Genomic DNA, 20,165 nt, shown 5'->3' with positions numbered 1-20,165 from the left:
GCTCGCGCGCGGCCGCGCCGCGTCACAGCCGGATCAGCATCGCGCCCGCGACGACGAGCACGCATGCGGCGAGCCGTCGCGCGTTGGGCTGCTCGTGCAGCGCGAACCAGCCGATCGCGACCGCGAAGATCGAGCTCGTCTCGCGCAGCGCGGACACGGTCGCCACCGGCAGGTGCCGGTACGCGACGATCGCGATCGCATACGCGGCGAGCGACAGCGTGCCGGCGACGAGCCCGCGCGAGGCGGCGGCGCGCGTGCCGACGACCGCGCGCAAGCCGCGCAGCCGGCAGATCAGCGTGAACTGCGGCGCGTTCCATAGCAGGTACACCCATGCGACGTACGCGAGCGGGTTGCCGGCGAGCCGCACGCCGCGGGCGTCGACGACGGAGTACGCGGCGATGAAAAGGCCCGTCAGGATCGCGTACGGCACGCTTTCGCCGGAAAAGCGCAAGCCGCGCTTGAACGCGAGCGACACGATGCCGAGCGACACGAGCGCGATGCCGGCGAGCGCGAATGGCGTCGGTTTTTCGCCGAGCGCGCCGAGCGCGAGCGCGCAGACGACGAGCGGCGACAAGCCGCGCGCGATCGGATAGATCTGGCTGAATTCGCCGCTGCGGTACGCGCGCAGCAGCGCGACGCAATAGCCGAGCTCGAGGAGCGCCGAGCCCGCGATGTACGGCCACGCGGCGGCGGGCGGCAGCGGCAGCGCGAGCGCGAGCGCCGCGCCGAACAGCAAATACGGCACCGACATCGTGCCGAGCTGCGCGACGCGGTCTTCGCTGACGTGCAGGAACGCGTTCCACGCCGCGTGCAGCAGCGCGGAGAACAGCACGAGCAGGACGAATAGTTGATCCATCGGCGCGGGAGCCAGCGGCCGGCGAGCGGCTTGCCGGAATGGCGGAGCGCACGATTATCGCCGCGTTTGCGATCTCGCGTCGGTTTGCGCGGCGGCCGCGCGCCGCGCGCCGTGCGCATGTGCCGCCCGGAAAAAGGAGCACAGCGAACGCGCGCGGCGGCGGCGCGGTCGGCTCGCGCGCAATTGCGCGCCGGATTGTCGATAATAGAGCGTTCTGTCCTTTATCGGATTCAGCGATGACCGAGACCAAGCCAACCGACGCGGCGGCGCCGCGCCTCACGAGCCTGTCGCACGGCGGCGGCTGCGGCTGCAAGATCGCGCCCGGCGTGTTGTCGGAGCTGCTCAGGCGCAATGCGCCGCCCGCGCTCTTTCCCGATCTGCTCGTCGGCACCGAGACGTCCGACGACGCGGCCGTCTATCGTCTGAACGACGAGCAGGCGATCGTCGCGACGACCGATTTCTTCATGCCGATCGTCGACGATCCGTTCGACTTCGGCCGCATCGCGGCGACGAACGCGCTGTCCGACGTCTACGCGATGGGCGGCAAGCCGATTCTCGCGCTCGCGCTCGTCGGCATGCCGATCAACGTGCTGCCGCACGAGACGATCGCCGCGGTGCTGCGCGGCGGCGAGGCGGTGTGCGCGGACGCGGGCATCCCCGTCGCGGGCGGGCATTCGATCGATTCGGTCGAGCCGATCTACGGGCTCGCGGCGCTCGGCGTCGTCCATCCGGCGCGCGTGAAGCGCAACGCGGCCGCGCGCGCGGGCGACGTGCTCGTGCTCGGCAAGCCGCTCGGCGTCGGCGTGCTGTCCGCCGCGCTGAAGAAGGACCGCCTCGACGCCGACGGCTACGCGCAGATGATCGCGACGACGACGAAGCTGAACCGGCCGGGCACGGCGCTCGCCGCGCTGCCGGGCGTGCATGCGCTGACCGACGTGACGGGCTTCGGCCTGCTCGGCCACACGCTCGAGCTCGCGCGCGGCGCCGGGCTGACCGCGCGCGTGCGCTACGGCGCGCTGCCGTGGCTCGCGGGCGTCGAGGCGCTCGCCGCCGACGGCGTGTTCACCGGCGCATCCGGCCGCAACTGGGCCGCGTACGGTCACGATGTGCGCCTGCGCGACGGCCTGCCCGCCGTCGCGCAGGCGCTGCTGACCGATCCGCAGACGTCGGGCGGATTGCTCGTCGCCTGCGCGCCGGAAGCGGTCGACGACGTGCTCGCATGCTTTGGCGAAGACGGCTTCGATCGCGCGGCGGTGATCGGCGAAATGGTCGACGGGCCGGCGCGGGTCGATGTCAGCTGACGAGCGCTCGCGGAGGTTCACGCGAGCCCATGAGAGCCCGCGAGCGCCCACGAGGCGGCGCGATGCGCGCTCGCGGCGCGGCCCGCGGGCATGCGCCGCGGCGAACGGCGCCCGCGCGCGTGACCCGCAGACCGTTCGGGCACGGGGCGCGGGTTCGAATGCGCGATCGTGTGCTCGTGCGGTTGCGAGAGGCATGAAGCTTGGAACATGACGCGCGATCGGTAGCGGCGCGGTCGCATGAAACGCCCGGGCTCGGCGCGCGGCGCACGAACGTAGCGAAAGGCGGCGATGCGCGGCCCGTAGTGCGTGGCGAGAGGCGCGGCGAGTCGCTCGCGGCGAGCGGGCCGCTTCTGTCGCATGGACTGGTGTCCGGCATGTGCGGATTCGAGCACGTACAACGCGCGGCCGCGCCGTCTGCCCTCCGCCGCCACGCGGTCACGCGGTCATGCGGCCCGCGGCCCGCGGCCATGCGCCGCGGCGAACGCGCCTGTCGCGTCGCCATGCGCCGCGAATCGCTCGGCGCCATCCTCGTCGCACCTGCCTCGCCGGCCCGCGCTCGTCTCCTGCGCGAGCGCGCCGGCCGGTCAACGCTTTTCCTGCTCGCCGAACTTCGCCAGCAGGAAATCGATGGCGCTGCGCAGCTTGGCCGTCGGGCGGCGGTCCTGCGCGTAGACGAGATACATCGGCGACGGCGCGAGCGACCACGCGGGCAGGACGGGCACCAGGCGGCCGGCGGCGAGATCGTTGGTCAGCACGGCTTCAGGCTGCAGCACGATGCCGAGGCCTTGCAGTGCGGCGACGCGCAACGCATCGCCGTGGTTGGCGGTGAAGCTGCCGCGTACGGCGACCTCGCGGATCTCGCCGCGCGGCCCGACGAGCCGCCAACGGTCGCGGCGCCGCCAATACGACAGGCCGAGACACGCGTGCTCGGCCAAGTGCTCGGGACGCTTCGGGGCGCCATGCCGCGCGAGATAGGACGGCGCGGCGGCGAGCCGCCTGCGGTAGGGCTTCAGCGGCCGCGCAACCAGCCCCGGCGCGTCGATGTCGCCGATATGGACGCGCAGTTCGAAATCGTCGTGCCAGAAGCGCGGCGCGTCGTTGTCGAGCGTCAGGTCGACGCGAACCTGAGGATGTTGCGCCATGTATTCGGCGAGCGCGGGCACGAGGCTGTAGCTTCCGAAACCCACCGGCGCGACGACGCGCAGCACGCCGCTCGGCGTCGCGTGCAGTTCGGCCGCGCTGTGTTCGGCCAGCTCGACTTCCGCCAGCGCGCGCTTGCAGCGCTCGTAATAGAGCTGGCCGACGTCGGACAACTGCTGCCGGCGCGTCGTGCGATGAAGCAGCCGCGCGCCGAGGCGCGTTTCGATGGCCTGCACGCGTTTGGCCACCATCTGGGCGGACACCTGGCTCGCTTCGGCCGCGGCGGCGAAGCTGCCGCATTCGACGACCCGCACGAACATCTCCATATCGGCGAGGACATTCACGATTGACAACCCATGGGTTTGGAGTGCCGTGAATTGTCGCATGTTTATTCGTCGCGTCTTTGCGCTCATCCTGTCGCTTCGCCCCGATTCCCGGGGTCTTGGACGAGGACATGCGATGCCTACGATTCATCTGGAAATGCACCCGGGCCGCACGCTGGAGCAGAAGCGCGCGTTCGTGAACGAAGTGACGCGCGTCACGGCGCAGACGTTGAACTGTCCCGTCGAGAGCGTCGACATCGTCATCACCGAAGTGCCGCGCGACGCATGGGCGAAAGCGGGCAAGCTGATTTCGGATCGCTGAGCATGAGCGCGCGCGCATCGGCCATGCGCGCGCGTTCGCGTGCTCGGCGTTCCGGGACGACGCACGACGAACGTACGTTCGCCGCGGAGATCGGGGCGCGCGGGAGCGGACTGATCGCTTGCTCGCGCATTCGCGCTGAATGCGCTGAATGCGATGGGCGCTCGCGTGCTGTCGCAGGCGAGCGCCCCATCCGTGCCGTGCGCCGGAAGAAGCACTGCCCGCATTGCGCGTGCGCCGGCGCGCTTCGCCGCGCTCGCGAGCCCGCGACGATCGTCCTCTTCTTCCACGCCGATGCGCCGCCACCGGCCGCGTCCGTTCGCGCGCATTGCCCGCCGCGCACGCACACGGCTTTTGCCGCCAGCCTCGCCGGGCAGCGCATGTTCGCGCGCGGCCGCGGCGCGAACGCGCGTTTCGCCCGGTCTTCGAGCCGGCTCGCGGCGACGCGGGCCGCAACCGCCGTCGTCGTGCTCGCATGCGGCGCCGCAGCCTTTGCACCCGTTTGAATATTGACGTCCTTTATACTGCTCGCGCAGTCTCCGAACGCCGTTCTCATCGAACCTACTTTTAATAAGGAACGCTAATGCTGACTCGCTCGATACTTTCCGCAGCCGTGTTTTCGCTCGCCGCTTGCGCGACGGCGCAATCCGTCGCGCAGAACAACGGTGACGCGTTCGCCGAAGCCGGTGCACAGGGCCGCCCGGTGAAGGTGATGATCGTCACGATGTTCGGCCCCGAAGGCCAGGCGTGGCTCGACCGTCTCGGCCCGTGGAAGAACATCGCGGTGCCTGGCCTGTCGCCCGATTATCCGGACGTGCATTGCAACAAGCAGGACGTGTGCGTCGTTACGACGGGCATGGGCTACGCGAACGCGGCGTCGACGATCATGGCGCTCACGTTCTCGCGCCGCTTCGATCTGCGGCAGACGTACTTCCTGATCTCGGGCATCGCGGGCGTCGATCCGGCGCGCGGCACGCTCGGCACCGCCGCGTGGGCGAAATACCTCGTCGACTTCGGCCTGCAATGGGAGCTCGACGCGCGCGAGATTCCGGCCGGCTGGAGCGGCGGCTATCTCGGCATCAACACGAAGAGCCCGAGCGACAAGCCGCCGCTCGACTATCGCACCGAGGTGTTCCAGTTGAACGGCACGCTCGCGGACGCCGCGTACGCGCTGTCGCGCAACGTCCAGCTCGCCGACAGCGCGCAAGCGCAGGCGGCGCGCGCGAAGTTCAACTACGCGCCGGCGAACCAGCCGCCCGTGGTCACGCGTTGCGACACGTCGTCGGGCAACACGTGGTTCTCCGGCACGCTGCTCGGCGAGCGCGCGCGTCAATGGACGAAGATCCTCACCGACAACAAGGGCACGTATTGCATGACCGCGCAGGAAGACAATTCGACGTTCGAAGCGCTCAAGCGCGCGGCGAGCGTGAACCGCGTCGATCTGAATCGCGTCGCGGTGCTGCGCACCGGCTCGGATTTCGATCGCCCGTATCAAGGCCAGACGAGCGTCGACAATCTGCTGAACTACGCGGATCAGGGCGGCTTCCCGCTCGCGACCGAGAACCTGTATCGCGCGGGCAACCCGCTCGTGCAGGACATCGTCACGCACTGGGGCGAATGGAAGGACGGCGTGCCGCGCCGCTGACGCATGCGGCGCGCGTCGGTCAGCGTGACGGCGCGGTCGAGCGGAACGGTTTCCACACGGGCGTGCTGTCGTCCCAGTGATCGAGCTGCGATGGAATCGGACTGTTCATGATCGTGATCTCGCACTGAAGAATGACGTGGCTGCATGCTGCATGACGCGCCGCGCATCGGCTTCGATGCGCGGCGCGTCGCGTTTACCGGCCTGCGCCCGCGAGCTGATTCGCGTCGGGGTCCGGACGATACGCACGCTGCGCGACGAGCTCGGCGCCGGGCGGTGCGTACGACATCGACTTGCGCAACGCGGCGAGCGTGCCGTCGCGTTGCGCCTGTTCGAGATCCGCGCGGACTTCGGCGCGCGTGCGGGGGCTGTGGCCGTGCCACGACGCGTCGCCGTCGCTGCCCGCAGGGCTGATCCCGCCGTCCGCGAATGCCGGCGCGGCAACGGCGAGCGCGAAGGCGGCGACGGCGAGAAGACTGCTGCGTTTCATGATGTGACTCCTGTCGATTCGATGCGCACGCCGAAAGCGGTGCGCGACAGGCTGTACTTTAGGCGCGCGCGCGGCGGCGATAAATGGCGATGTCGCGAATTGAATTGTTGCGAGGATGGAACAATCGGAGTCCGTGACGTCGGCAGGGGCTTGCGACGAGGGCGCGCGACGCGTGTCGTGGATAAGCGGGGCGGCGTGCGAGCGGCGACGTGCGCGCCCGGGCGGAACGCTGCGCCGCGTGCGAATGCGCCGCGCACTTTCGCGGCGCGCCGCAACAAGCGCGGCGGCGCGTTGCGTGAAGCATCGCGCCGAATTTTCCGGGCGAGGGGGGATCTGCGCATTGCGCGATATGCGCTACGCGAACGGAGAGCGCAGCAAGCAGCGGCCACGTCGAACGCGAGCAACAAACTGGCTCGTCGTCCGAACGGGACGCGATGGGCTCGCGTCCACGTTTGCCCCCGATCGTCGCGCGTCATGCGCGGGTTTCGATCGACAGGCGCTGCCGCGATCTCGCGTGCGGGCCGCGCCGGCCGTCGTGCGCCGCGCGTTGCACATCGCACATTGCACGTCGCAATCAACCGTTGAAATGATGCAAGCCGGTGCGGCAAAGAGATTCGCGCAGTGCCGGGTGACATGCAGAGAAAGAGGACCTGCGAAGATTGTGCGCGTCGCCAGTCCGTTCATCGTTCACGCGCGCGCTGCGATATGCCCGAGCGCTTCGCAGGCGAGGGAGCCGGCGCGCATTCGCTGCTGCGGCTCGCAGGAACGCTGTCGGCGAAGGCGCTGCGAACGCCGCGCCGTCGACGTTCCGAATGCACTGGGAAGACGGTGCGGGGCCGGCAGACCGAATCGCGGCGCGCATTGCGCCGGGAGCGTTCTCGAGGTCTGGCGAACGCCGCGAAGCGCCGATTGCGTCAACCGGCCGATCCGCTCTTAAGAAGGCGTTCAATTAAAAGCGGACAAACGAAAGAATGAGTTGCGCGTACGATCGTCTATCGCGGCGCTCGCCGGCGCAACGCGGCATTCCCGCGCGCGGCCGCTGCGGCGCGCCCGTTCGTCGACGGCGAAAAAATTGGACGACCGGCCCGCGCGCGCTTTTGCACGCGCGCGCGACCGACCCCGACCGCTCAAGCGACCCACTCGTTCAACACCGGCGTGTCGAGCGACGGCGCGCGCTCGGCTTCCTCGAACGTGCGCTTGCTGCAGGTCGCATCGAGCCCCTTGCGGCCGCTCAGCAGCGGGCAGCGCTCGAAGATCTCGGCGATCCAGTCGACGAACACGCGCACTTTCGGCGACAGATGCCGGCTGTGCGGATAGACGACCGAAATCGGCATCGGCAGCGGCTTGTAGCCCGGCAGCACCTCCTTCAGCGCGCCGTTGCGCAGTTGCGGCAGCACCATGAAGAGCGGCGGCTGGATCAGCCCGAAGCCTTCGATCCCGCAGGTCACGTACGCGTCCGCGTCGTTGACCGATACGAGGCCGTTCATCTTCACCTCGACTTCCTTGCCGTCGATCAGGAACGCCCAATCGATCGTGCGCCCGGTGCGGCTCGAGAAGTAGTTGACGGCCTTGTGCTGCGCGAGCTCCTCGATCGTCTGCGGCTCGCCGTACTTCTCGAGATACGCGGGCGAGGCGACCGTCGTGCCCTCGAACAGCCCGACGCGCCGCGCGACGAGCGACGAATCCTGCAGCGCGCCGACGCGGATCACGCAGTCGATGCCTTCCTGCAGCAGATCGACCGGCCGGTCCGACAGGCCGAGCTGCAGGTCGATGTCCGGAAAGCGCGAATGGAATTCGCACAGCGCGGGAATCACGATCAGGCGTCCGATCGAACCCGGCATGTCGACCCGCAGCTTGCCGTGCGGTTTTCGATTGTTCGTCTGGAAGCTCGCCTCGGTTTCCTCGACGTCCGCGAGAATCCGCACGCAGCGCTCGTAGTACGCGGCGCCGTCGGGCGTGAGGGACAGACGGCGCGTCGTCCGGTGCATCAGCCGCACGCCGAGGAAGGCTTCCAGATTCTGGATGATCGTCGTCACCGACGCGCGCGGCAGGCCGAGCGTCTCGGCCGCTTTGGTAAAGCTGTTCGTATCGACGACGCGCGTAAACACCTGCATGGCCTGCAGCCGGTCCATTACTTTACCTCCGCGATATTGACGCCCTGAACAGACGCAGGCCGCGACACCGATGAAGGCGGCGCAGCCGACGATTGTTCAGGGGACGTGAATTGTGTTGCCGGATTATAGGCATTTATCCCGATGTCTGCCGGACCCAGAATTCGATCCATCTCGTAATGGACGCGCGACGCCGCGCACGACACGTCATGGACGCATTCGATTTCCGCCGCCCAATCCCCCGCACGAGCGCAGAAGGCGCGCGCGCGCGGCCGGCGCTCGCGGTGTCGGACGTCGTGATCGGCGGCTACGCGCAGGACATCGTGCTGCGCCTCTACCGGCGCCCCGAAAAGTCCTCGTTGCCGGTAGTGCTTTATTTCCACGGCGGCGGCTTCGTGCGCGGCTCGCTCGACGATGCCGACCGCGCCGCGCGCCATCTCGCCGAGCACGTGCCGGCGCTCGTCGTGTCGGTCGATTATTCGCTCGCGCCGCGGCATCCGTTCCCGGCCGCGCCGGAAGACGCGTACTGCGCGGCGCGCTGGGCCGAGGCCCGCGCGCGCGCGTTCGGCGGCAATCCGCGCAAGATCGGCGTCGCGGGGCACGACGCGGGCGGCCAGCTCGCGAACTGCCTCGCGTTCATCGCGCGCGACCGCGGCGAGATCCGCATCGCCGCGCAGGCGCTGATCGGCCCGATGCTCGATCCGAGCCTCACGCGGCTCGCCGACGCGGCGCGCGTCGCGTCGTCCGACATCACCGCGCAGGAGTGCGCCGCGTGCTATCGCGCTTACTTGCCGCAGCCGTCGCAGCGCATGCATCCGTATGCGGCGCCGCTCGAATCGGTGCGCCTCGCGGGGCTGCCGCCGACGCTCGTCGCGACCGCGCAGAACGACGTGCTGCACGTCGAGGCCGAGAAATACGCGAGCTGTCTGATCGACGCGGGCGTGCCGACGCAGGTGGTCCGCTACCGGGACGTGTCGCACGCGGCGCTCGCCGATCACGCGCCCGCGCTCGAAGAGGCGGCGCGATTCTTTCAAAGCCGCTTCAGCACGGGTTCGCCGGGCTGACGCTGCTTTCATCCGAATCCAGAACAACCGACAACTTGGGGGTTTATTCATGGCTATCTTGCGTACTTCCCGTTCGCGGATCGCGGCCGCGACGCTTGCGGCCGTCGTCATCGCGGGCCTCGGCGCGTTCGGCGCGATCCGCGTGAACGCGGGCGCGCCGGACAAGGCGGCGGCGCCGCTGCCGGAGGTCGACGTCGCGACCGTGCTGTCGAAGACGATCACCGACTGGCAGTCCTATTCGGGCCGGCTCGAGGCGGTCGAGAAGGTCGACGTGCGTCCGCTCGTGTCGGGCACGATCGTGTCGGTGAACTTCAAGGACGGCGCGCTCGTGAAGAAGGGCGACGTGCTGTTCGTGATCGATCCGCGCCCTTACCAGGCGGAAGTCGATCGCGCGGCCGCGCAGCTCGCCGGCGCGCAGGCCCGCAACGGCTACGCGCAGAGCGACTGGCAGCGCGCGCAGCGCCTGATCGGCGACAACGCGATCGCCAAGCGCGACTACGACGAAAAGCAGAACGCCGCGCGCGAGGCGACGGCGAACCTGAAGGCGGCCGAAGCCGCGCTCGAAACGGCGCGGATCAACCTCGGCTACACGAGGATCAGCGCGCCCGTGTCGGGCCGCGTGTCGCGCGCGGAGATCACGCTCGGCAACGTCGTGTCGGCGGGCGCGTCGGCCGCGCCGCTCACGACGCTCGTGTCGGTGTCGCCGATCTACGCGTCGTTCGACGCCGACGAGCAAACGTACCTGCAATACATCGGCGGCGCGAAGGACGGCCGCAAGGTGCCCGTCGAGCTCGGCCTCGCGAACGAGCGCGGCTACTCGCGGCAGGGCGTGATCGATTCGGTCGACAACCGGCTCGACACCTCGTCCGGCACGATCCGCGTGCGCGCGCGCTTCGACAACGCGGACGGCGCGCTCGTCCCGGGCCTCTATGCGCGCGTGAAGGTGGGCGGCAGCGCGCCGCATCCGGCGCTGCTGATCGACGATGCGGCGATCAACACCGACCAGGACAAGAAGTTCGTGTTCGTCGTCGACCAGCAGGGCCGCGTGTCGTACCGCGAAGTGCAGCTCGGCTCGCAGCACGGCAATCAGCGCGTGATCGCGGGCGGGCTCGCGGCGGGCGACCGGATCGTCGTGAACGGCACGCAGCGCGTGCGTCCGGGCGAGCAGGTGAAGCCGCATCTCGTGCCGATGACGGGCGGCGACGACGCCGCAGCCGCGACGCCCGTGGCGGGCGGCGTGCAGCGTCCGCAGGGCGCGCCGGGCAACGCGCGCGCGTGACGGGCGGCCGTATTCCCGGAGCGCCCGCCGCGCCGGCGCGCCTAATCAGATAGAGCCTTCCATGAACATATCGAAATTCTTCATCGATCGACCGATCTTCGCAGGGGTGCTGTCGGTCGTCATCCTGCTCGCCGGGATGATCGCGATGTTCCTGCTGCCGATTTCCGAGTATCCGGAAGTCGTGCCGCCGTCCGTGATCGTCAAGGCGCAGTACCCGGGCGCGAACCCGAAGGTGATCGCCGAGACGGTCGCGTCGCCGCTCGAGGAGCAGATCAACGGCGTCGAGGACATGCTGTACATGCAGTCGCAGGCGAACAGCGACGGCAACATGACGATCACCGTCACGTTCAAGCTCGGCACCGATCCGGACAAGGCCACGCAGCTCGTGCAGAACCGCGTGAACCAGGCGCTGCCGCGCCTGCCGGAAGACGTGCAGCGGCTCGGCATCACGACGGTCAAGAGCTCGCCGACGCTGACGATGGTCGTGCACCTGATCTCGCCGAACGACAGCTACGACATGACGTATCTGCGCAACTACGCGCTCATCAACGTGAAGGATCGTCTGTCGCGCATCCAGGGCGTCGGCCAGGTGCAGCTCTGGGGCGCGGGCGATTACGCGATGCGCGTGTGGCTCGATCCGCAGAAGGTCGCGCAGCGCAATCTCACGGCCGACGACGTCGTGCGCGCCATTCGCGAGCAGAACGTGCAGGTGGCCGCCGGCGTGATCGGCGCGTCGCCGACGCTGCCCGGCACGCCGCTGCAACTGTCGGTGAACGCGCGCGGCCGCCTGCAGAACGAGGACGAATTCGGCGACATCGTCGTGAAGACCGCGCCGGACGGCGGCGTCACGCACTTGCGCGACATCGCGCGCATCGAGCTCGACGCGTCCGAGTACGGGCTGCGCTCGCTGCTCGACAACAAGCCGGCCGTCGCGATGGCGATCAACCAGTCGCCGGGCGCGAACTCGCTCGCGATCTCCGACGAAGTGCGCAAGACGATGGCCGAGTTGAAGCAGGACTTCCCGGCGGGCGTCGACTACAAGATCGTCTACGACCCGACGCAGTTCGTGCGCTCGTCGATCAAGGCGGTCGTCCACACGCTGCTCGAAGCGATCGCGCTCGTCGTGATCGTCGTGATCGTGTTCCTGCAGACGTGGCGCGCGTCGATCATTCCGCTGATCGCGGTGCCGGTGTCGATCGTCGGCACGTTCTCGCTGCTGCTGCTGTTCGGCTATTCGATCAACGCGCTGTCGCTGTTCGGGATGGTGCTCGCGATCGGGATCGTCGTCGACGATGCGATCGTCGTCGTCGAGAACGTCGAGCGGAACATCGAGAACGGGCTCACCGCGCGGCAGGCGACCTACAAAGCGATGCAGGAAGTGAGCGGGCCGATCATCGCGATCGCGTTGACGCTCGTCGCCGTGTTCGTGCCGCTCGCGTTCATGTCGGGCCTGACGGGCCAGTTCTACAAGCAGTTCGCGATGACGATCGCGATCTCGACGGTGATCTCGGCGTTCAACTCGCTGACGCTGTCGCCCGCGCTGTCGGCGATCCTGCTCAAGGGCCACGGCGACAAGGAAGACTGGCTCACGCGCGTGATGAACCGCGTGCTCGGCGGCTTCTTCCGCGGCTTCAACAAGGTGTTCCATCGCGGCGCGGAGAACTACGGGCGCGGCGTGCGCGGCGTGCTGTCGAGAAAGGCGGTGATGATCGGCGTGTATCTCGCGCTCGTCGGCGCGACCGTGATGATCTCGAAGATCGTGCCGGGCGGCTTCGTGCCCGCGCAGGACAAGGAGTATCTGATCGCGTTCGCGCAATTGCCGAACGGCGCGTCGCTCGACCGCACCGAGAAGGTGATCCGCGACATGGGCGCGATCGCGCTCAAGCAGCCGGGCGTCGAGAGCGCGGTCGCGTTCCCGGGGCTGTCGGTGAACGGCTTCACGAACAGCTCGAGCGCGGGCATCGTGTTCGTCACGCTGAAGCCGTTCAATCAGCGTCACGGCAAGGCGTTGTCGGCGGGAGCGATCGCGGGCGCGCTGAATCAGCAGTACGCGGCGATCAAGGATTCATTCGTCGCGGTGTTCCCGCCGCCGCCCGTACTCGGCCTAGGCACGCTCGGCGGCTTCAAGATGCAGATCGAGGATCGCGGCGCGGTAGGCTACGCGCGGCTCGCGGATGCGACGAACGACTTCATCAAGCGTGCGCAACAGGCGCCCGAGCTCGGGCCGCTCTTCACGAGCTACCAGATCAACGTGCCGCAGCTGAACGTCGACCTCGACCGCGTGAAGGCGAAGCAGCTCGGCGTGAACGTGACCGACGTGTTCGACACGATGCAGATCTATCTCGGCTCGCTGTACGTGAACGACTTCAACCGCTTCGGCCGCGTCTATCAGGTGCGCGTGCAGGCGGACGCGCCGTTCCGCCAGCGCGCGGACGACATCCTGCAGCTGAAGACGCGCAACGCGGCGGGCGAGATGGTGCCGTTGTCGTCGCTCGTCACGGTGTCGCCGACGTTCGGGCCGGAGATGGTCGTGCGCTACAACGCGTACACGGCGGCCGACGTGAACGGCGGGCCCGCGCCCGGCTACTCGTCGGGGCAGGCGCAGGCGGCCGTCGAGCGGATCGCCGCGCAGACGCTGCCGCGCGGCGTGAAGTTCGAATGGACCGATCTCACGTATCAGCAGATTCTGGCCGGCGACTCGGCGTTCTGGGTGTTCCCGATCAGCGTGCTGCTCGTGTTCCTCGTGCTCGCCGCGCTGTATGAAAGCCTGACGCTGCCGCTCGCGGTGATCCTGATCGTGCCGATGAGCATTCTGTCGGCGCTCACCGGCGTGTGGCTCACGCAGGGCGACAACAACATCTTCACGCAGATCGGGCTGATGGTGCTCGTGGGGCTGTCTGCGAAGAACGCGATCCTGATCGTCGAATTCGCGCGCGAGCTCGAGCACGACGGCAAGACGCCGTTCGAGGCCGCCGTCGAGGCGAGCCGGCTGCGGCTGCGCCCGATCCTGATGACGTCGATCGCGTTCATCATGGGCGTCGTGCCGCTCGTGCTGTCGACGGGCGCAGGCGCGGAGATGCGGCACGCGATGGGCATCGCGGTGTTCTTCGGGATGCTCGGCGTGACGCTGTTCGGCCTGATGCTGACGCCGGTGTTCTACGTGGTGCTGCGCACGCTCGCGGGCGGCAAGATTCACGTCGCGCAGAAGGATTCGGCGGGCTACGGGCTGCCGGCTCCGGACGCTTGAGGATAGGAAGATGAACAAGACCAACATCAACGAACGCATCGCGCGCGTCGCGAAGATCGCGGCGGCGAGCGGCCTGCTCGTCGCGCTGCTCGCCGCGTGCGCGGTCGGGCCCGACTACAAGCGGCCGGACGTCGCGACGCCCGCCGCGTTCAAGGAAGCGCCGACGCTCGCGCAGGGCGAGCAGGCCGGCACGTGGAAGGCCGCCGAGCCCGCCGACGACGCGCATCGCGGCGAATGGTGGCGGGTATTCGAAGACCCCGTGCTCGACGCGCTCGAGGAGCAGGCGCTCGCGGCGAACCAGAACCTGAAGGCCGCGGCGGCGCGCGTCGAGCAGGCGCGCGCGGCGACGCGCGCCGCGCGCTCGCAGTGGTTCCCGCAAGTGGGCGCCGGCTTCGGGCCGACGCGCGAGGGGCTGTCGTCGGCGTCGCAATTCCAGCCGCAAGGCGCGGGCCCGACGAACGCGACGCTCTGGCGCGCGCAGGGCACGGTGTCGTACGAAGCGGATTTGTTCGGCCGGGTCGGCCGCAACGTCGAAGCGTCGCGCGCGGATGAAGCGCAGAGCCAGGCGCTGTTCCGCTCGGTGCAGCTCGCGTTGCAGGCGGACGTCGCGCAAAATTATTTCGAGCTGCGCCGGCTCGATTCCGACCAGGATCTGTACCGGCGCACGGTCGAACTGCGCGAGCAGGCGCTGAAGCTCGTGCAGCGGCGCTTCAGCGAAGGCGACATCGGCGAACTCGACGTGTCGCGCGCGAAGAACGAGCTCGCGACCGCGCAGGCGGACGCGGTCGGCGTCGAGCGGCGGCGCGCCGCATCCGAGCATGCGCTCGCGATCCTGCTCGGCAAGGCGCCCGCGGATTTCTCGTTCAAGGAAACGCCGATCGTGCCGGTGGCGGTGCGGGTGCCGGCGGGGCTGCCGTCGGCGCTGCTCGAGCGGCGGCCCGACATCGCGGCCGCCGAGCGCGCGATGATGGCCGCGAACGCGCGCATCGGCCTCGCGAAGTCCGCGTACTTCCCGAAGCTCGACATCACCGGCTCGTTCGGCTATGAAGCGGCGACGCTCGGCAATCTGTTCCTGTGGTCGAGCCGCACGTTCCTGCTCGGGCCGTTCGCGGGCACGGCGCTCACGCTGCCGATCTTCGACGGCGGACGGCGCAGCGCGGGCGTCGCGCAGGCTCGCGCGAAGTACGACGAGGAAGTCGCGAACTACCGGCAGCAGGTGCTTGTCGCGTTCCGCGAGGTCGAGGACAACCTCGCCGATCTGCGTCTGCTCGACGATCAGATTCGCGCGCAGAGCGATGCGGTCAACGCGTCGCGGCGCGCGGCGACGCTCTCGCGCACGCAGTATCAGGAAGGCGCGGTCAGCTATCTCGACGTGATCGACAGCGAGCGCTCGGTGCTCGAATCGCAATTGCAGTCGAATCAGCTGACGGGCACGCAGGCGGTGTCGACGGTCAACCTGATTCGCGCGCTCGGCGGCGGCTGGGCGGGCGACGTGGCCGTCGGTGCGCGCGAGCCCCGGCAGCAGGACGTCGCGTCGCGTTGAGCGGTGCGTGCGGCGGCTGCGGATCGTGAGCCGCCGCATGCGCCGATGCGCGTCTGACTTGCTTGGTCGGAAAACACGATAGCCGGGGGCACGGCGTCAGGAAGTCCGATGACGCTCACGAGCCTGAGAGTCGGAATCTGATGGGCCGAATGTTCGAACGCTCGATGATCGAAGCGCTCGAATGCTGAAGAGCTGAAGAGCTGAAGAGCTGAAGAGCTGAAGAGCTGAAGAGCTCTGCTGCCTGAGTGTCCAACTGCCTGCCTGACCGACCAAGAGCCCGTGAGCCCAAGAGCCCAAGAGCCCAAGAGCCCAAGAGCCCAAGAGCCCAAGAGCCTGAGGACCGCGCGAACGCGACGGACGCACGAATCCTACGCCCGTCGCGTGACGGCCGGCATGCGCGATGAAGAGCGGGAGGCGCAGCCGTCGCTTCGCATCGGCGGCGCAAGAACGACGATTCGTATCGAATCGATCCAACCGGCCTGCGGCGGCGCGACGCCTGTTTCGCGCGCCGTGTCTCGGCCTACACTTGGCAGCGGCGCATGAAACGCGAACTCATCGTTTCGTTGCGCCGCTGGGTCCGACAATAAAAAGCGCAGTCCCAGCGTGGGGCGACAGGGACTGCGTAACCGCCTGCATCCGAGGGCCAGAAATACTCGCAGACGGAACTACAATCGCGCGGGCGATGTCATGCGAGGCGGTTGCCGTGTCGTGCGCCGCCGCACGCGCGGCGTGCCGCATCCACCGAACCGCCGAGCATCGCGCTCGCAAAAACTTTCCCGCATCGGCCGGCGCGCCGCGCCGGTCGTCGAATCTTCGGTTTCCGGCAGCCTTCGCCGCGCCGTTTCCGCTTCGCGCGCCGGTGTCGACGGCGCGCACGACATGCTTCAGACGCGCGACGCGTGCGCCGCGGCGTCCGCGATCTCCGGCGTGACGCCCGACACGCGGCTCGCGAGCGTCGTCGCGACCGTGCTCGCGTACACGTTGAGCGCGGTGCGGCCCATGTCGAAGAACGCGTCGACGCCGAGAATCAGCAGCACCGCTTCGGCGGGCAGCCCGATCGCGGCGAGGATCACCGTGATCGCGACGACCGCGCCGGACGGCACGTTCGCGGCGCCGTCGATCGTGATGATCGTCAGCACGGCGATCGTGATCATCAGCGGCCAGCTCCATGCGAGCTGATACGCGTCCGCGAGATAGCACACCGCGAGCACCGTATAGAGCACCGCGCCTTCGCGATTGAAGATGTACGACAGCGGCAGCACCGTCGACGCGACCGACGCCGGCACGCCCATCTCCGTCAGCTTCTTCAGATGCACGGGGAACGTGATTTCGGACGAGCGCGTCGTGAAGCCGAGAATCAGCGGCTCGCTGACCTTGCGTACGACCGCGCGCGGCGAATGGCCGGCGAGCTTGACGATCAGCGTGAGCCACAGCGCGAGAACCGCCATGCCGAGGTATGCGATGCCGAGCAGCTTCGCGAGCGGCGCCATCGCGGCGAGCCCCTTCGACGACAGCAGCACTGCGATCGCAGCGAAGATCGCAATCGGGGACAGCGACACAACCCACTCCGTCATCTTGAAGAATGCGGCGAGCATCGATTCGCAGACGGCGACGAACGGCGCCGCGCGATCCTCGACGGCGGCGAGCGCGCAGCCGAGCAGCACGCCGAACACGAGCACCGGCAGCGAATTGCCGGCCGCGAGCGCGCCGACGATGTTCGACGGGATCATGTCGGTCAGGAACTTCAGCCAGTCGATGCCGCTCGCGAGATTCGCAGGCATCGACGCCGTCTGCGCATGGCTCGCGCCGATGCCCGGCCGGAACAGCCAGTTGAGCGCGAGGCCGAGCGACGCGGCGAGCACCGTCATCAACACGAAGAACACGAGGCTGAACGCGGCCGTCTTGCCGAGCCGGCCGCGCTGCGTGCCGGCGCGGAACGCGCCGAGCGTCACCGACAGCAGGATCAGCGGCAGCACGACCATCTTGATCGCGTGGCCGAACAGCGTCGAAATGAACGCCAGATCGCGGCTCGCGGCGGGCGCGATCAGGCCGAAGGCCACGCCGAACGCGAGGCCGAGAATCATCAGCAGCGATAAAGGAATTTTTTTATTGGCCAGTGTCATATTGAGCTCGAATTAATCGGATTCTGTCCGGAGTGCCGTCGATCACGTGATTCCACATCAGGCGCCGCGCCGTTTCCGCGTCCCGCATATCGATGGCCGCGCAAATCTCCAAATGTTCGAGCGTGCCGCGCCTGACCGTCGCGAAATCGCTTCGCGGCAATTCGTTCAGCGCGTGAGTTTGCGCGCGCAGTAGCTTGTATGTCGTAAATAGCCGGTCGTTGCGCGCGGCCTTGAATATTTCGTCATGAAAGACCCAGCCGATTTTCTGTTCGACCATGATGTCGGCGCTGTTTTCGTCGACGAGCCGGCGCATCTGCGCGTGCGAGCGCGACAGGCCGTCCGTCGCGCCGCCGCGCGCGGCGAGGTACGCCGCGGTGCTTTCCAGCGCGAGGCGCAGCTCGTAGATTTCGCGCAGATCGTCGCGCGTCGGCTCGTTGACGAAGGTGCCGCTCTTGTCGACGATGTTGACGAGCCCTTCCGACGCGAGCAGTTGCAGTGCGCTGCGCACCGGCATCTGCCCGACGCCCAGCTCGTGTGCGAGGCCCCGGTGAGAGATTTTCTGCCCGGGCGACAATCGGCCGTCGAAGATCCGCGAACGGATCTCGTCATAGGCGCTGCCCGTATCGGACGAGATTTTCTCCATTATCTGTGATCGCAGTTTGTTTGCTTGAAATTAATGAAGCGAGCAACATTTATTCAGATTAACCGCATCGGCCGGGGTGAACAACAAATATTTTTTTGCGAACGAAAACATTCGCGCATTTAGAATGGGTCAATCAATTTTTTCGTAAACAGCCGATGCTCGTCGATCAACAGTCGTACTCAATCGTGACCGTGCCGGTTGCGTCCGTGTTGCCGCTCAGGGCCAGAATTCTGCTGGACGGGGACGAGAACGCGAGCCGCTTTCCGTGCGACGACCACGAGGCGACGCTTCATCTGGCGGCCCGAACGCCGGACGGGATCGTCGCCGTCGCGACGATCTGCCGGCAGGCGTTCCGCGATTTCCCGCCGGACAGCGCGTGGCGGCTGCGCGGCGTGGCCGTCGAGCCGTTCATGCAGGGGCACGGCGTCGGCACGCGGCTGATGCGCGCGTGCATCGAGTACGCGCAGCGGCGGGACGGAAAGGTCGTCTGGTGCACTGCACGCGATTCGGCGCGCGGCTTTTACGAATCGCTCGGCTTCGTCGCGTCGGGCGTGCCGCTGAAGATTGCCGCGCGGCCCGACATGGTGTTCCACGAAATGCACCGGTTGTTGCCCGACGGTGCGTGACGGCCGCGCGAGCGCCGTTGCGCCGCGTTCGACCGACGGGGCGCGGCGCGCTTTTCGCCACGGTTGCGGCGAGAACCGCCGCGTGCACGCGAGATCCGCGCCGGGCACTCGACGAAGACCATGCGCCGCGGGCCGGACGGTTCGTGTTCCGAATCAAATCTCGCGGCCGTTTCGGCCGTCTCAATAGGGCAGCGCGCCGCGCCATAGCCACGCGGCCGCGATCGACGCCGGCACGCCCAGCGTCATCAGCGCGCCCGCGAGCGGCGGGTCGAGCTTCTTGTCGATCGCGATGAGCCCCGCGATGATCATCGGCGGCATCGTCGCCTGCACGAGCGCGACGGCGAGCGGCACGCCCCGCTGCGCGAACAGGTAGAGCCCGCACGCGAGCACGATCGCCGGCACGACGAGCAGCTTGAGGCCGATGCCCACGACGAAGTTTCGCGCGGCGTCGCGGGCGCTGCGCAGGCTGAAGCTTGCGCCCACCGAGATCATCGCGATCGGCGTGAGGGTTGCGCCGAGCGCGCTCAGCACGTCCTCGACGGCGGGCGGGAACGGCACCGGCCGCAACAGCAGCGCAAGCGCCATCGCCTGAATCGGACGGTAGTCGGCGAGCTGCCGCGCGACGCCGCGCCAGCTCGTCGCGCTGCCGGCATACAGATCGGCGGCGACGAGGCCCGCCGTGCACATCACGATGAAGTTCGCCTGGTCGACGACGAGCGCGTGGCCGACCGCCGCGCCGCCGATCAGCGCCTGCACGACCGGCACGCCGACGATCGACGTGTTGCTCGTGCCGCAGACGAGCGTGAGGCAGCCGACCGTCGCCTTGTCGAGGCCGAGCAGCGCGCCCGCCGCGAGCGCGAGCGCCGCGGTGGCCGCGAACACGATGACGGGCGTCGCGAAGAGCCACAGCACGTCCGCGCCGAAGGCGATTCGGTGCAGATGCTGCAGCACGAGCGCGGGCAGCGAAATCTGGATGACGAAATAATTGAGGCTGGCCGGGAAGTTGTCCGGCAGGCGCTTGCTCCGTGCGAGCGCGGCGCCCGCGACGAGGCAGGCGAGAACGAGAATCAACGAAGCCATCGATCGGCGTTTGAACGAATCGGATGCCGGACGGCCCGGCGGGCCGCCCGTGCGGGTTGGTGTCGAAGAACGGCGCGGCGCCGGGGCGGAGGCGACGGGCGTGCGCGTGGCGCATGTCACGTCGCGCGGCATGCATGCGTGCGTGCGGCGCGCGCACGCCGGACTATAACCCGGTGTGCGGCGCGATGCGAGGATTCCGGCGATGCGTGTCCGCGAATTCCGCTCGATCCATGCACGGCGTTCGCGGGACCGACGATCGCCGCGCAGGTAGAAAGTGGAGCGTAGAACGTACGACGCACGACACGCGCGACACGCACGACTCACGACTTACGACTCACGACACGCGACACGCGACACGCGACACCCGGCGCAGAACGC

At 68.4% G+C, this 20,165-nt stretch carries 16 protein-coding genes; 9 read left to right on the top strand and 7 right to left on the bottom strand.

Annotation, left to right across the window (positions count from 1 at the left end; translation table 11 throughout):
* Positions 1-22: 22 nt before the first annotated feature.
* Positions 23-856 carry a DMT family transporter gene (locus X946_RS16705; protein ID WP_038749611.1) on the bottom strand — a complete coding sequence of 278 codons (834 nt, stop codon included), beginning with the start codon at positions 854-856 and terminating at the stop codon, positions 23-25.
* Positions 857-1,092: 236 nt separating this feature from the next.
* On the opposite strand from X946_RS16705, the gene selD reads away from it, so the two are divergent.
* Positions 1,093-2,157, top strand: a complete 1,065-nt coding sequence (gene selD / locus X946_RS16700) for a selenide, water dikinase SelD (RefSeq protein WP_038749610.1) — start codon at positions 1,093-1,095, stop codon at positions 2,155-2,157.
* Positions 2,158-2,741: 584 nt separating this feature from the next.
* On the opposite strand, the gene X946_RS16690 is transcribed toward selD, so the two are convergent.
* Positions 2,742-3,641, bottom strand: a complete 900-nt coding sequence (locus tag X946_RS16690; RefSeq protein WP_038749625.1) for a LysR family transcriptional regulator — start codon at positions 3,639-3,641, stop codon at positions 2,742-2,744.
* 115 nt (positions 3,642-3,756) lie between these two features.
* Between X946_RS16690 and X946_RS36885 the strand changes: the two genes are divergently transcribed.
* From X946_RS36885 to X946_RS16675, 3 genes are all read left to right on the top strand, one after another.
* Entirely contained in the window at positions 3,757-3,942 is a 186-nt protein-coding gene (locus tag X946_RS36885) for a 4-oxalocrotonate tautomerase (protein WP_038749606.1), read from the top strand.
* A 2-nt stretch (positions 3,943-3,944) separates the two neighbouring features.
* On the top strand, positions 3,945-4,445 hold the full coding sequence (locus X946_RS35160; protein WP_038749605.1) for a hypothetical protein: 501 nt from the start codon (positions 3,945-3,947) through the stop codon (positions 4,443-4,445).
* Positions 4,446-4,522: 77 nt separating this feature from the next.
* Entirely contained in the window at positions 4,523-5,584 is a 1,062-nt protein-coding gene (locus tag X946_RS16675) for a purine-nucleoside phosphorylase (RefSeq protein ID WP_038749603.1), read from the top strand.
* Positions 5,585-5,777: 193 nt separating this feature from the next.
* Here the strand turns inward: X946_RS16675 and X946_RS16670 are convergent, their stop codons facing one another.
* Together X946_RS16670 and ceoR are read right to left on the bottom strand one after the other, a co-directional pair.
* A complete protein-coding gene (locus X946_RS16670) occupies positions 5,778-6,071 on the bottom strand; it encodes a DUF4148 domain-containing protein (protein WP_038749602.1) in 294 nt (97 codons plus the stop codon).
* Between the two features lie 1,127 nt (positions 6,072-7,198).
* On the bottom strand, positions 7,199-8,203 hold the full coding sequence (gene ceoR / locus X946_RS16665) for a putative multidrug efflux transcriptional regulator CeoR (RefSeq protein WP_038749600.1): 1,005 nt from the start codon (positions 8,201-8,203) through the stop codon (positions 7,199-7,201).
* Between the two features lie 188 nt (positions 8,204-8,391).
* Here ceoR and X946_RS16660 point away from each other — a divergent pair, with 188 nt between their 5' ends.
* The 4 genes from X946_RS16660 to X946_RS16645 all read left to right on the top strand — a co-directional run bounded on the left by X946_RS16660 (position 8,392) and on the right by X946_RS16645 (position 15,315).
* The gene (locus X946_RS16660; RefSeq protein WP_038749623.1) at positions 8,392-9,246 is read left to right on the top strand and encodes an alpha/beta hydrolase; all 855 of its coding nucleotides are present in this window, start codon (positions 8,392-8,394) and stop codon (positions 9,244-9,246) included.
* A gap of 49 nt (positions 9,247-9,295) precedes the next feature.
* Positions 9,296-10,525, top strand: a complete 1,230-nt coding sequence (locus X946_RS16655) for an efflux RND transporter periplasmic adaptor subunit (RefSeq protein WP_038749598.1) — start codon at positions 9,296-9,298, stop codon at positions 10,523-10,525.
* 61 nt (positions 10,526-10,586) lie between these two features.
* Positions 10,587-13,772 carry a multidrug efflux RND transporter permease subunit CeoB gene (gene ceoB / locus X946_RS16650; protein WP_038749596.1) on the top strand — a complete coding sequence of 1,062 codons (3,186 nt, stop codon included), beginning with the start codon at positions 10,587-10,589 and terminating at the stop codon, positions 13,770-13,772.
* 10 nt (positions 13,773-13,782) lie between these two features.
* A complete protein-coding gene (locus X946_RS16645; protein WP_038749594.1) occupies positions 13,783-15,315 on the top strand; it encodes an efflux transporter outer membrane subunit in 1,533 nt (510 codons plus the stop codon).
* A gap of 884 nt (positions 15,316-16,199) precedes the next feature.
* Here the strand turns inward: X946_RS16645 and X946_RS16635 are convergent.
* Together X946_RS16635 and X946_RS16630 are read right to left on the bottom strand one after the other, a co-directional pair.
* On the bottom strand, positions 16,200-17,438 hold the full coding sequence (locus tag X946_RS16635; protein ID WP_038749590.1) for a dicarboxylate/amino acid:cation symporter: 1,239 nt from the start codon (positions 17,436-17,438) through the stop codon (positions 16,200-16,202).
* Positions 17,422-18,081 carry a GntR family transcriptional regulator gene (locus tag X946_RS16630; protein WP_038749588.1) on the bottom strand — a complete coding sequence of 220 codons (660 nt, stop codon included), beginning with the start codon at positions 18,079-18,081 and terminating at the stop codon, positions 17,422-17,424. The genes X946_RS16635 and X946_RS16630 overlap by 17 nt, the downstream gene beginning before the upstream one ends.
* Positions 18,082-18,236: 155 nt before the next feature.
* Between X946_RS16630 and X946_RS16625 the strand changes: the two genes are divergently transcribed.
* Complete coding sequence (locus tag X946_RS16625; RefSeq protein WP_038749586.1) at positions 18,237-18,707, top strand: GNAT family N-acetyltransferase; 471 nt, start codon at positions 18,237-18,239, stop codon at positions 18,705-18,707.
* Between the two features lie 180 nt (positions 18,708-18,887).
* On the opposite strand, the gene X946_RS16620 is transcribed toward X946_RS16625, so the two are convergent.
* Positions 18,888-19,787, bottom strand: coding sequence for an AEC family transporter (locus tag X946_RS16620; RefSeq protein WP_038749584.1), 900 nt, complete (start codon positions 19,785-19,787; stop codon positions 18,888-18,890).
* Positions 19,788-20,165 lie beyond the last annotated feature (378 nt).

Origin of the sequence: Burkholderia sp. ABCPW 111 (assembly GCF_000773065.1) — a bacterium.
GTDB classification, from domain to species: domain Bacteria; phylum Pseudomonadota; class Gammaproteobacteria; order Burkholderiales; family Burkholderiaceae; genus Burkholderia; species Burkholderia savannae.
Note: the sequence above shows the minus strand (reverse complement) of the source record. Positions and strands in the feature narration are given on the sequence as shown.